The following is a 12,827-nucleotide window of genomic DNA, read 5'->3' as shown; positions in this document are numbered from 1 at the left end:
AGGGTCCATAGTGACGTATTCCCGGGGATCAGTCCACCGTGACCGGCACGCGGTGACCGACGCCACGCGCCACCGTACGCCCGTGCGGCGGTGCGACGAGCCGCGAACGCAGCGCCAGCAGGGTGCCGAGCGCCAGGACGGTCCCCGCCATCGGCACCAGGAACCCGGCGCCCTGCCACAGCCGGTCCTCCAGTTGCCCGGCGACCGTGACGGCCGCCGCCTGCCCCAGCGCGACCGCGCCGGTCAGCCAGGTGAACGCCTCGGTGCGGGCGCCCGCCGGGACCAGACCCTCGACCAGCGTGTAGCCGGTGATCAGGGACGGCGCGATGCACATGCCGACCAGCAGCCCGATCCCCGCCAGCGGCAGCACCGAGTGCGATGTCCACAGTACGGAGGAGGCCAGCGCGAGGCCGGTGTAGCCGACCGCCAGGCGGCGCTGCGGGGCGGTCTTCCAGGCGACGGCGCCGCAGACCACACCGGAGAGCATGTTGCCCGCAGCGAAGACGCCGTACAGCACGCCGTTCAGGCCGGGCTCCCCGATGGACTGGGAGAACGCGGCGAGCGAGACCTGCATACCGCCGAAGACGGCGCCGATCCCGAGGAACGCCACCGCGAGCACCCGGACGCCCGGCACCCGCAGGGCGGACGCCTGTTGGACCCGCTCGGTGCCGACGGCCGCGGTGACCTCGGGCTGCGTCTTCTTCTGCGCCGCGAACAACAGGCCGCCGACCAGGGTCAGCGCGGCCTCCGCGATCAACCCGGCAGACGGGGTGACGGCCGTGCACAGCGCGGTCGCCAGCAGGGGTCCGACGACGAAGGTCAGCTCGTCGGTGACCGATTCGAGGGCGGCGGCGGTCGTCATCAGCGGCGAGCCCTGGAGCCGTACGCCCCAGCGGGCCCGGACCATCGGGCCGACCTGCGGCACCGAGGCGCCGGTCGGGACGGCGGCCAGGAACAGCGCCCACAGGGGCGCGTGCGCCAGCGCGAGCGCGGTCAGCGTCAGACCGGCAGCGCCGTGCACCAGCACGCCCGGCAGCAGCACCGCGCGCTGGCCGTACCGGTCCGCGAGCCGCCCGCCGTACGGCGCGAACAGGGCCATCGAGACACCGGTGACGGCCGCCGCCGCTCCGGCGGCGCCGTAGGAACCGGTGGTGTGCTGGACCAGCAGCACGATGGAGAGGGTGAGCATGGCGAACGGCTGCCGTGCGGCGAAGCCGGGGAGCAGGAACGTCCAGGCGCCGCGCGTGCGCAGCAGTGGGCCGTATCCCGGCCTGGACGGGGTCGCCGGTGCGTGTGCGGCCGGCTTCGAGGTGACCGTGGATGCCACGGCCCGTGCCTTTCCGCCGCCTGGTAGCGCCGCCCGTGGGCGTGCCGAGAGCCGTCCTCTTGCGCGGATGCGGTAGATACCGGGGCCTCGGAACGGGCCGCCCGGCCGCCATACGGTCGCGCCAGCTCTGCGTCAGGCGGAGTTGGTTCGATCAGGGTGCCTTGATCCTACAGGCCGATCTAGCCCCCGCTCCTGTGAAAACCAGCACCACGAGGGCCCCGGCCTCCGATACGGGCGCCACGGCCGCCCCGAGCCGCACAGGCTCGGCCGTCCCCGGCGCCGCACTCCCCCCGTCGTACACCCCCCGGAAACCCCGGCCGCCCCGGCGCCGTACGACCCGAAACCCCCGGAGACCCGGCACCCACAGGAGACCTGCTCCCCGGAGACCCGCCCCCCGGGAGACCCGACGACACCCGGCAGGAGACCCGGCACCCCCCGAAGCCGCGAAGCTCAGCCCCGCCCGCTGTTCCCGCCCGTCCCCAGCCAGTCCGCCAGCTTGCCGCCCCGCGCGACCGCGTGCAGGCGCCGTTCCGCCGCGTCCCGCACCGGATCGGTGGCCACGACCAGCAGTTCGTCCCCGTGTCGGAGCACGGTCGTGGGCGTCGGCACGAAGGACTTGGCGTCGCGGACGACGAGCGTGACGGCGGCACCCGGCGGCAGCCGCAGCTCGCCCACCTCGACGCCGTGCATCCGCGACCCCTCCGGCACCGCGACCGACAGCAGATGCCCGCGCAGCCGCTCCAGCGGCGCCGACTCGATGCCCAGGTCGGACGCCTCGCCCTGCTCCCCGAGCCGGAGTACGCGGGCGAGCCACGGCAGTGTCGGCCCCTGGACCAGGGTGTAGAAGACGACCAGCACGAAGACGATGTTGAAGATGGAGCGGCTGCCCGTGACCCCGTTCACCATCGGGATGGTCGCCAGGATGATGGGCACGGCGCCGCGCAGCCCCGCCCAGGACATCAGGGTCTGCTCGGCCCAGGGCACCCGGAACGGCGCGAGGCTCAGCACCACGCTCAGCGGCCGGGCCACCATCGTCAGCACCAGTCCGATGAGCAGCGCCGGACCCACGTCGTCGCCCATCTCGTGCGGGGTGACCAGCAGGCCGAGCAGCACGAACATGCCGATCTGCGCGATCCAGCCCAGCCCCTCCGCGAAGCCCCGGGTGGCCGGCCAGTGCGGGAGTTTCGCGTTGCCGAGGATCATCGCGGCCAGATAGACGGCGAGGAACCCGCTGCCGTGCGCCAGCGAACCGGCCGCGTAGGCGGTGACCGCGATGGCCAGCACGGCGATCGGATAGAGACCGGAGGCGGGCAGCGCCACGTGCCGCAGCCCCCACGAGCCGAACCAGCCGACCGCGAGCCCCATCGCGGCGCCGATCGCCAGCTCCAGCAGGATCTCCCCGAGCAGCACGTACCAGTGCTCGATCGGACCGGCCGTGGAGAACGCGACGACCAGGATGACCACCGGGGCGTCGTTGAACCCGGACTCCGCCTCCAGGGTGCCCGTCACCCGCGCGGGCAGCGGGATGCGGCGCAGGACGGAGAAGACCGCCGCCGCGTCCGTCGAGGAGACCACCGCGCCCACGATCAGCGCCTGCCGCCACTCCAGGCCGACCAGATAGTGCGCGCCCGCCGCCGTGACTCCGACGCTGACCGCGACCCCCACCAGCGCCAGCACGGAGGCCGCGCCCAGGACGGGCCGGACCTCCTTCCACTTCGTGCCCAGACCGCCCTCGGCCAGGATCACCACCAGGGCCGCGTACCCGATGACCTGGGTCAGTTCGGCGTTGTCGAACTTGATGTCCCCCAGGCCGTCCTGGCCCAGGAGCACACCGATCCCCAGATACACGAGCAGGCTGGGGAGCCCACTGCGCGAGGAGATGCGGACCGCCGCGACGGCGACCAGCAGGACGACGGAGCAGATGAGCAGGAGCTGGTTGAGGTGGTGGACAGTCAGCGGCGGTTCCCTTCCTCGGCCCGCGCGGGCGGCGCGGACGGGGCGGCGCACGTGCATACGGGCCGGACGGCACACATACGGTACGAATCCGGCACCGGGGCGTCGGCGCACCCGAGTTACTTCGTTACCTTACCTAACTCTTGACGTTTTCTTGACGCTCCCGGAGGGGGGATCGAACGCTCGTGCGCGCCTGATCCCGACTCCGCGTCAAGTGCTCCGGGGCCCTGCGCCTATGGTTGCTCCAGCGCTCATTCAAAGTCACAGCACGGTCTGCCGCTCGCGTGAGGACAGCAAGGACAGCGATGCCCCCCAACACCACTGCCACGACGGGTGACAAGACCGGGAAGTCCGGCAGGAAGAAGGGCCGCAAGGTCCGCCTCCTCGCGCTGGTCGTGGTACTGGCCCTGGTCGGCGGCGTCGCCTACGGGGCGTACTGGTCGATCAGCACCGTGCGCGCCTCGTTCCCGCAGACCAGCGGCACCATAGAACTCGACGGGCTGTCAGGCCCGGTCCAGGTGAAGCGCGACGCCAACGGCATCCCGCAGATCTACGCAGCCTCCGACGCCGACCTGTTCATGGCCCAGGGGTACGTCCAGGCGCAGGACCGGTTCTACGAGATGGACGTGCGCCGCCATCTGACCTCCGGGCGCCTGTCGGAGATGTTCGGCAAGAGCCAGGTCAAGAACGACGAGTTCCTGCGCACCCTCGGCTGGGACCGGGTCGCCAAGCAGGAGTACGACACCAAGCTGTCGGCGAGCACCAAGAAGTACCTCCAGGCCTACTCCAAGGGTGTCAACGCCTACCTCAAGGGCAAGGACGGCAAGGACATCTCCCTGGAGTACGCGGCTCTGGGCTTCACCAACGACTACAAGCCGGCCACCTGGACCCCGATCGACTCCGTGGCCTGGCTGAAGGCGATGGCCTGGGACCTGCGCGCCAACATGCAGGACGAGATCGACCGCGCCCTGATGACCAGCCGCCTCGGCCCGCAGCAGATCCAGGACCTGTACCCGCCGTACCCGTACAGCCGAAACAAGCCGATCGTGCAGGAGGGCGAGTACAACGCCCTGACCAAGGCGTTCCAGCAGGGCGACGGGACGAGCGGCACGGGCACGGGCGGGACGACCGGTACGACCGGGGGCGTGCCGGGCGGCACGGGGAGCACGGGCACCGAGGGCGGGACCGGTACGACCGGCTCCACGGATACGACCGGCTCCACCGGCTCCTCGGGTACGACCGGCTCCACCGGCTCCTCGGGCACCTCCTCGGGCTCCGGTCTCACCGGCCAGCTCCAGGGCCTCTCCGACTCGCTGGCCGACCTGCCCCCCGCCGTCGGGGTGAACGGCCAGGGCATCGGCTCCAACTCCTGGGTGGTGGCGGGGAAGAACACCATCACCGGCAAGCCACTGCTGGCCAACGACCCGCACCTCTCGCCCTCGCTGCCGTCCGTCTGGTACCAGATGGGCCTGCACTGCACCACGGTCTCCGCGGCCTGCCCGTACGACGTGACCGGGTACACCTTCGCCGGAATGCCCGGTGTGATCATCGGCCACAACGCCGACATCGCGTGGGGCCTGACCAACTCCGGGGTGGACGTCACCGACCTCTACCTGGAGAAGCTGACCGGCGACGGCTATCTGTACGACGGCAAGGTCCGCCCGTTCCGGACCCGCGTCGAGACGATCAACGTGGCCGGGGGCGCGTCCAAGCGGATCGTGGTCCGGCAGACCGCCGACGGCATGCCGCTGCTCTCCGACCGGGACGATGAGCTGGTCAAGGTCGGCCGCCGGGCCACCGTGAACACCGCGGCCCCCGACCGGGGTGACGGCTACGGCATCGCGCTGCGCTGGACCGCGCTCGACCCCGGCACGACGATGGACTCCGTCTTCGCGCTGGACAAGGCGTCCGACTGGAGCGAGTTCCGCGCCGCCGCCGCCAAGTTCGACGTGCCGTCGCAGAACCTGGTCTACGCCGACACCAAGGACAACATCGGCTACACCCTGCCGGGGAAGATCCCGACGCGCTCCGCGGGCGACGACGGTTCGGTGCCGGTGCCCGGCTGGGACCCCAAGTACCGCTGGACGGGCTTCATTCCGCAGGACGCGCTGCCGTACGAGTACAACCCGAAGCGCGGGTACATCGTCACCGCCAACCAGGCCGTGATCGACCCGAAGAAGTACCCGTACACCCTCACCACCGACTGGGGCTACGGCGCGCGCAGTCAGCGGATCACCGATCTGATCGAGTCCAAGATCAAGAACGGTGGCAAGGTCTCCACCGACGACATGCGGCAGATGCAGCTCGACAACAGCAGTGAGATCGCCAAGCTGCTGGTGCCCGAGCTGCTGAAGATCGACGTCAAGGACACGTCGGTCCGTCAGGCGCAGAAGCTGCTGGAGGGCTGGGACTACACCCAGGACGCCGACTCGGCCGCCGCCGCGTACTTCAACGCGGTCTGGCGGAACATCCTCAAGCTGGCCTTCGGCAACAAGCTGCCCAAGGAGCTGCGGGTCAAGGGTCAGTGCCTGTGGGTGGACAAGGCGGACTCCACCGGCCCGCTGGACGACGACACCAAGGTCCGCGAGTGCGGTGAGCGCGACGCCGACCAGGCGCAGCCGGACGGCGGCGACCGCTGGTTCGAGGTCGTCCGCACGCTGAACGCCAAGCCGGACAGCGACTGGTGGAAGACGCCCGCCTCCGGCACCCGCCCCAAGGCCGAGAACCGCGACCAGCTGTTCGCGCGTGCCATGACGGACGCCCGCTGGGAGCTGACCGCCAAGCTCGGCAAGGACATCGACACCTGGAACTGGGGCCGCCTGCACCGCCTGTTCCTGAAGAACCAGACCCTCGGCACCGGCGGCCCGTCCCTCGTCCAGTACGCCCTGAACCGGGGCCCCTGGAAGATCGGCGGCGGCGAGGCCACCGTGGACGCGACCGGCTGGAACGCGGCCGGGGGCTACGGCGTCGTCTGGGTGCCGTCGATGCGGATGGTGGTCAACCTGGCCGACCTCGACAAGTCCAGGTGGATCAACCTCACCGGCGCCTCCGGGCACGCCTACAGCGCGCACTACACCGACCAGACGGAGAAGTGGGCCAAGGGCGAGCTGCTGCCCTGGTCCTTCTCCGGCAGGGCGGTGGACGGCAGCACCAAGGACACCCTGACGCTGAAACCCTGACGCGTCCCCGGGAGTTCCCGGAAGACTCCGGCACACACGGCACCGGCCCCTCCGTCCGCGCGGGGGGCCGGTGCTTTTCGCACCGGTGCCTTCTCACCCTCCGGGAAAGTTCAGGGAAAGTTCACCCTCCGGGACACCGTTCACGCACCGGGAAACCGGTGCACCCCCGACGGCGTCACCGCCGCCCGCACCGGCCGGTCGTGCGGCTCCGCCGGAACCCGCTCGACCACCTCACCGTCGTACAGCAGCACCACCAGCGCCGGACCGGCCCCCGCCCGCTCCAGCCGGGCCAGCACCCGGTCGTAGCTGCCGCCGCCGCGTCCCAGCCGGATGCCGCGCGCGTCCACCGCGAGACCCGGCAGCAGCACCGCGTCCGCCGCCGTCACCGCGTCCGGTCCCAGCCGCTCCCCGGCGGGCTCCGCCAGCGTCATCCGCCCCCCGTGCCGTACCTCCGCCAGCGAGCCCGGACCCTCGTACGCCCCCCAGTCCAGATCGTCGTCGGGCAGCAGCACCGGCAGCAGCACGCGTACGCCCCGCGCGCGCAGCGCGTCCAGGAGGGCGCGCGTCTCCGGTTCGCGCCCCACGGAGACGTACGCGGCCACCGTGCGCGCCCCCGCCAGCTCCGGCAGATCCCGTGCGCGGGCCGCCAGCGCCGCTCCGGCGACCCGTACCGCCTCCTCGGTCATCGCCGCTCTGACCTGGAGAAATGCCCGCCTTGCCGCTCTCTTGCCCGGCTCCGCCGAACCCGCCTGCCGCTCCACAGCCCGCCCTCGTGTTCCTCGTGATGTGCTCGTACGAGGATCGAACCACCCGAGCCGCAAATCCACTCGAAGGCACCGGTTAAGGTGTCCGGCATGACTCAGTCGCACCCCAGGATCAGCAAGGCTGTCATTCCGGCGGCGGGCCTCGGTACCCGGTTCCTCCCGGCCACCAAGGCCACTCCCAAGGAGATGCTGCCGGTCGTGGACAAGCCCGCGATCCAGTACGTGGTCGAGGAGGCCGTGTCGGCGGGGCTCGACGACGTGCTCATGATCACCGGACGCAACAAGCGCCCGCTGGAGGACCACTTCGACCGCAACTACGAGCTGGAGTCCGCCCTCCTGAAGAAGGGCGACGAGCGCCGCCTCGCCAAGGTGCAGGAGTCGAGCGACCTCGCCACCATGCACTACGTCCGCCAGGGCGACCCCAGGGGCCTCGGCCACGCCGTGCTGTGCGCCGCCCCGCACGTCGGCCACGAGCCGTTCGCGGTCCTCCTCGGCGACGACCTGATCGACCCCCGCGACCCCCTGCTCCAGCGCATGATCGAGGTCCAGGAGCAGCACGGCGGCAGCGTCATCGCGCTCATGGAGGTCGCCCCCGAGCAGATCCACCTCTACGGCTGCGCGGCCGTCGAGGCCACCGGCGACTCCGACGTGGTCCGCGTCACCGGCCTGGTGGAGAAGCCCGAACCGGCCGACGCCCCCTCCCACTACGCCGTCATCGGCCGCTACGTCCTCGACCCGGCCGTCTTCGGCATCCTGCGCCGCACCGAGCCCGGCCGCGGCGGCGAGATCCAGCTCACCGACGCCCTCCAGCAGATGGCACAGGACGAGAAGACCGGCGGCCCGGTGCACGGCGTGGTCTTCCGCGGCCGCCGCTACGACACCGGCGACCGCGGCGACTACCTGCGTGCCATCGTCCGGCTCGCGTGCGAACGTGAGGACCTGGGCCCCGACTTCCGGACCTGGCTCCGCAGTTACGTAGCCGAGGAGATGTAGCAACGTTGGACACCGCCGCGCCCGGCTCGGGCCCGGACCGCCTGTGGTCCGTGGACGAGCACTTGGACGACATCCTCACCACCGTCCGCCCGCTCGACCCGATCGAACTGCAACTGCTCGACGCCCAGGGCTGTGTCCTGGTCGAGGACGTGACGGTCCCGCTGTCGCTGCCGCCCTTCGACAACAGCTCGATGGACGGCTACGCGGTCCGGGTCGCGGACGTGGCGGGCGCGAGCGAGGAGTTCCCGGCCGTCCTCGACGTGATCGGGGACATCGCCGCTGGCGCCGCCTCCCCGGTCCGCGTCGGCCCCGGCCAGGCCGCCCGGATCATGACCGGCGCCCCGCTGCCGCCCGGCGCCGAGGCCGTCGTCCCGGTGGAGTGGACCGACGGCGGACTGGGCGGCGGACCCGTCGCCACCATGCCCCCGCGCAGCAGCGCACCCGAGGGCGCCACCGGACACGTCCGCGTCCACCGCTCCGCCGAGGCCCGCGCCCATGTGCGGGCGCGCGGCAGCGACGTCAAGGCCGGTGACCTGGCCCTGGAGTCCGGGACCGTGCTCGGGCCGCCGCAGATCGCGCTGCTCGCCGCGATCGGCCGGGGCACCGTCCGGGTCCGCCCCCGCCCGCGCGTGGTCGTCGTCTCCACCGGCAGCGAACTCGTCCAGCCCGGCGAGGAGTTGCGCGAGGGCCAGATCCACGACTCCAACAGCTTCGCCCTCACCGCCGCCGCCCGTGACGCGGGCGCCCTCGCCTACCGGGTGGGCGCCGTCGCCGACGACGCCGACACCCTGCGCGCCACCATCGAGGACCAACTGGTCCGCGCCGACCTGGTGGTGACCTCCGGCGGGGTCAGCGTCGGCGCCTACGACGTGGTCAAGGAAGCGCTGGCCCACGTCTCCGACGAGGACGAGCCGGGCGCCGGGGTGGACTTCCGCAAGCTCGCCATGCAGCCCGGCAAGCCGCAGGGCTTCGGCTCCGTCGGCCCCGACCACACCCCGCTGCTCGCCCTGCCCGGCAACCCGGTGTCGTCGTACATCTCCTTCGAGCTGTTCGTCCGGCCCGCGATCCGCGCCCTGATGGGCCTGGACGAGGTGCACCGGCCGCGCGTCCGGGCCGTACTGCGTACGGAGAAGGCCATCGGCTCGCCCCGGGGGCGCCGTCAGTTCCTGCGCGCGCTGCGCACCGGCGGCGAGGTCGCCCCCGTCGGCGGCAGCGGCTCCCATCTGATCGCCGCGCTGGCCCGCGCCGACGCGCTGATCGTCGTACCCGAGGACACCGAGTCGCTGGAGCCGGGCGACGAGGTCGAGGTCGTCCTGCTCGGCTGAGCGGGACGGCCGCACCCGTCCCGCTGGGCCGGGCGGGTGCCGTGGGGGACCGGCCGCCCCGGAGGCCGCCGCGGCTTGGCGGTACCGTGTCGCGCACAGCAGGCCCGCGCGACAGCACCGCGCCGGGCCGGGACCGGGAGCGGCACACGGCATGAGTACGCAGGACCGACTGACACACCTCGACGACGCGGGCGCGGCCCGGATGGTCGATGTTTCCGGGAAGGACGTGACCGCCCGCACCGCACGCGCGAGCGGCCGGGTCCTGGTCTCGCCGCGCGTGGTCGAGCTGCTGCGCGGCGAGGGGATGCCCAAGGGCGACGCCCTCGCCACCGCGCGCATCGCCGGAATCATGGGCGCCAAACGCACCCCCGACCTGATCCCGCTCTGCCATCCGCTGGCGCTGTCCGGGGTCACCCTGGACCTGGCCGTCGCGGACGACGCCGTGGAGATCACCGCCACCGTGCGCACCACCGACCGTACGGGCGTCGAAATGGAGGCGCTGACGGCGGTCACCGTCGCCGCGCTCACCGTGATCGACATGGTGAAGGCCGTGGACAAGGGCGCCGTCATCACCGGCGTACGCGTCGAGGAGAAGACCGGCGGCAAGTCCGGCGACTGGAACCGGCCGTGAGCGCGCCGTACCGGGCGCTGGTGGTCACCGCCTCCAACCGGGCCGCCGCCGGGGTCTACGCCGACCGGGGCGGGCCCCTGCTGGCCGACGGGCTGGCGGAACTGGGGTTCGCCGTGGACGGGCCGCGCGTGGTGCCGGACGGCGACCCCGTCGGGGCCGAACTCCGCGCCGCCGTCGCCGCCGGGTACGACGTGGTCCTCACCACCGGCGGCACCGGCGTCTCACCCACCGACCGCACCCCCGAGGCGACCCGCGCGGTCCTCGACCACGAGGTGCCCGGCATCGCCGAGGCGATCCGCGCGTACGGCCGCGACACGGTGCCGACCGCCGCGCTCTCCCGCGGCCTCGCCGGGGTCGCGGGCCGCACGCTGATCGTCAACCTGCCCGGCTCCACCGGCGGGGTGAAGGACGGCCTCGCCGTGCTCCGGCCGCTGCTGCGGCACGCCGTGGACCAGCTGCGCGGCGGCGACCACCCGGCCTCCGGCACCGGGGACGGCGACGGGCCGGGGACCGGCACCGGGGGTGCGAGCTGAACAGCCCCGCCTGGCCCGTGGTGCTGAGCGACGGAGACGTCGTACTGCGGCCGATAAAGCTGCGCGACCAGCGCGAGTGGCGCGAGGTCAACCGGCGCAACCGGGACTGGCTGCGCCCCTGGGAGGCGACCGTCCCGCCGCCCACCCCCGCCGGTCCGATCGTGCACCGCCCCACCTACCGGCAGATGGTCCGCCACCTGCGCTCCGAGGCGAACGCGGGCCGCATGCTGCCCTTCGTCATCGAGTACCAGGGGCGCCTGGCCGGGCAGTTGACGGTCGCCGGGATCACCTGGGGCTCCATGTGCTCCGGGCACGTCGGCTACTGGGTGGACCAGGAGGTCGCCGGGCGCGGGGTGATGCCGACCGCCGTGGCGCTGGCGGTGGACCACTGTTTCCGCGCGGTCGGACTGCACCGGGTCGAGGTGTGCATCCGTCCCGAGAACCGGCCCAGTCGGCGCGTGGTGGAGAAACTCGGATTCCGCGAGGAGGGGCTGCGCCCGCGCTATCTGCACATCGACGGCGCCTGGCGCGACCATCTCGTCTACGCGCTCACCGCCGAGGAGACCCCCGACGGTCTCCTCTCCCGCTGGCACCGCACCCGGGCGCTCCGCTCGCGGTAGGGCGTGTTTCGCCGTAGCACAGCCTCCCAACTCCCGCCCGTCACCCGTAAATTGAATAAGTGTTCGAATAAGATGGATGAATGACCGCTCAATTGCGGTTGATTCACCGTCTTCCATGATCCGTAGGCGGTCCGGTGATCGCACCGGTCGCAAAAAAAGCTGGAAATATCAGCCGGATCGTGCGACACACCGGCCCAATTGGCGGATGGCTTCCGGCGAATCCCTCTACGGTGTGAGGCGTGAGCAGCAGCGGCCTCATCTACGCAGTCATCGTCGGGGCCTGGGCCGCCTACTTGGTGCCGATGTGGCTCCGTAGGCAGGACGAGCTGAACGAGGCCCGTCCGACGGAACGCTTCAGCACCGCCATCCGGCTGCTGTCCGGACGGGCGGGCATGGAGCGCCGGTACGCCAAGGACCGGGCGCGCTCCGCCCCGGAGGGGGAGCCGGACGCCGGCGAACCGGACGTCACCGACTCGGTGGACGTCCGGGCCTTCGCCGCGCCTCCGACCCGCCGTCAGGTCCGGGCGGACATCGAGCCGGAGGCGACCGGGCGGCCCGAACCGACGGCCGAGCGGCAGGGACGGGGGACACCGAGGCCCGCACCCGGCCCCTCGGCGCCGTCCGGCCCGGAGTACGCGGAGCGGGGGGAGCACGCGCAGCGTTCGGAGCGCCCGGAACGTTCTGAGCGCGAGGAGGCGCGGCGGCCCTCGGGTGTCCAGTCGCCCTCGGCGGCCGCGGCGGCCGCCCGGGCCCAGCGTTCCAAGGTCCTCGCGCGCCGACGGCGCACCACGGTGATGCTGTTCGTCGTCTTCACGGCCGGTGCGGTCGTGGCGGCCGTGGGCGGGCTGGCGTTCCTGTGGGCGCCCGCGGTCCCGGCGGTGCTGCTCAGCGCGTACATCGGCTATCTGCGCTCGCAGGAACGGCACCGGTACGCCTACCGGATGGACCGGCGGAGCGCGGAGGTGGCCGCGCAGCGGCTGCGCGAGCGCCAGCCGCGTCGGCGCGCGCCGCTGGACGAGAGCCTGTCGGCCGACGAACCGGAGGAGGGACCGGACACCGGTACCGACCTCTCGGCCCTCGCCGCCGACCGCCGCGCCCTCGTGGAGCAGACCGACCACGCGGAGTGGGTGGACCAGCAGCGTGAGCGGCGCCGCCGCCCCGGACAGGGTGAGAGCTGGGACCCCGTCCCGGTGCCGCTCCCCACCTACGTCACCGCGCCGGTCGCCCCCCGCGCCACCTCCGACGTGGACCTGGGCGCACCGGACACCTGGAGTTCGGCCCGCAGCAGCGCGGTGGCGCCGGAGGAGGCGGAACCGGTGGCGGAGTCCGAGGCCGACGAGGCCGACGACCGCACCGCCGACGGCCGCACCGACGCCCGCCGTGCCGCCTCCGCCCGCCGCGCCCGCGAACGCGGTCGCACCCCCCTCTTCGACCAGTACGAAGAGGGCGACCGCCCCCGCGCCGCCAACGAGTGACCCCTCCGACCACGGATTTCCGAGCAC

10 protein-coding genes are annotated in these 12,827 nt (G+C 72.6%); 7 read left to right on the top strand and 3 right to left on the bottom strand.

The annotated features are described in order from the left end of the window. Window positions 1-28 precede the first annotated feature (28 nt). Both KUM39_RS21595 and KUM39_RS21590 read right to left on the bottom strand, forming a co-directional pair. Complete coding sequence (locus KUM39_RS21595) at window positions 29-1,327, bottom strand: MFS transporter (RefSeq protein WP_217787392.1); 1,299 nt, start codon at window positions 1,325-1,327, stop codon at window positions 29-31. Between the two features lie 450 nt (window positions 1,328-1,777). Next, on the bottom strand, window positions 1,778-3,340 hold the full coding sequence (locus tag KUM39_RS21590) for a potassium/proton antiporter (RefSeq protein ID WP_217787391.1): 1,563 nt from the start codon (window positions 3,338-3,340) through the stop codon (window positions 1,778-1,780). Window positions 3,341-3,585: 245 nt separating this feature from the next. Between KUM39_RS21590 and KUM39_RS21585 the strand changes: the two genes are divergently transcribed. After that, window positions 3,586-6,459, top strand: a complete 2,874-nt coding sequence (locus KUM39_RS21585) for a penicillin acylase family protein (protein WP_217787390.1) — start codon at window positions 3,586-3,588, stop codon at window positions 6,457-6,459. 140 nt (window positions 6,460-6,599) lie between these two features. Here the strand turns inward: KUM39_RS21585 and KUM39_RS21580 are convergent, their stop codons facing one another. Continuing rightward, complete coding sequence (locus KUM39_RS21580) at window positions 6,600-7,220, bottom strand: 5-formyltetrahydrofolate cyclo-ligase (protein WP_308288196.1); 621 nt, start codon at window positions 7,218-7,220, stop codon at window positions 6,600-6,602. Window positions 7,221-7,313: 93 nt separating this feature from the next. On the opposite strand from KUM39_RS21580, the gene galU reads away from it, so the two are divergent. The 6 genes from galU (at window position 7,314) to sepX (ending at window position 12,800) form a co-directional block, all read left to right on the top strand. Continuing rightward, the gene (gene galU, locus KUM39_RS21575) at window positions 7,314-8,216 is read left to right on the top strand and encodes a UTP--glucose-1-phosphate uridylyltransferase GalU (RefSeq protein ID WP_217787388.1); all 903 of its coding nucleotides are present in this window, start codon (window positions 7,314-7,316) and stop codon (window positions 8,214-8,216) included. A 5-nt stretch (window positions 8,217-8,221) separates the two neighbouring features. Continuing rightward, window positions 8,222-9,541, top strand: a complete 1,320-nt coding sequence (gene glp, locus KUM39_RS21570) for a molybdotransferase-like divisome protein Glp (protein ID WP_217787387.1) — start codon at window positions 8,222-8,224, stop codon at window positions 9,539-9,541. Window positions 9,542-9,692: 151 nt separating this feature from the next. Next, a complete protein-coding gene (gene moaC / locus KUM39_RS21565; protein WP_217787386.1) occupies window positions 9,693-10,172 on the top strand; it encodes a cyclic pyranopterin monophosphate synthase MoaC in 480 nt (159 codons plus the stop codon). Continuing rightward, window positions 10,169-10,705 carry a MogA/MoaB family molybdenum cofactor biosynthesis protein gene (locus KUM39_RS21560; RefSeq protein WP_372455796.1) on the top strand — a complete coding sequence of 179 codons (537 nt, stop codon included), beginning with the start codon at window positions 10,169-10,171 and terminating at the stop codon, window positions 10,703-10,705. Before moaC ends, KUM39_RS21560 begins: the two co-directional genes overlap by 4 nt. Next, on the top strand, window positions 10,702-11,325 hold the full coding sequence (locus KUM39_RS21555) for a GNAT family N-acetyltransferase (protein WP_217787415.1): 624 nt from the start codon (window positions 10,702-10,704) through the stop codon (window positions 11,323-11,325). Before KUM39_RS21560 ends, KUM39_RS21555 begins: the two co-directional genes overlap by 4 nt. Before the next feature lie 239 nt (window positions 11,326-11,564). Continuing rightward, window positions 11,565-12,800: a divisome protein SepX/GlpR gene (gene sepX / locus KUM39_RS21550; RefSeq protein ID WP_217787385.1), complete on the top strand. Its 1,236-nt coding sequence runs from the start codon at window positions 11,565-11,567 to the stop codon at window positions 12,798-12,800. Window positions 12,801-12,827: the final 27 nt, after the last annotated feature.

Source organism: Streptomyces corallincola (assembly GCF_019104725.1).
GTDB lineage: Bacteria > Actinomycetota > Actinomycetes > Streptomycetales > Streptomycetaceae > Streptomyces > Streptomyces corallincola.
The sequence above is the reverse complement of the archived record's forward strand: the minus strand, read 5'-3'. Positions and strand labels throughout refer to the sequence as shown.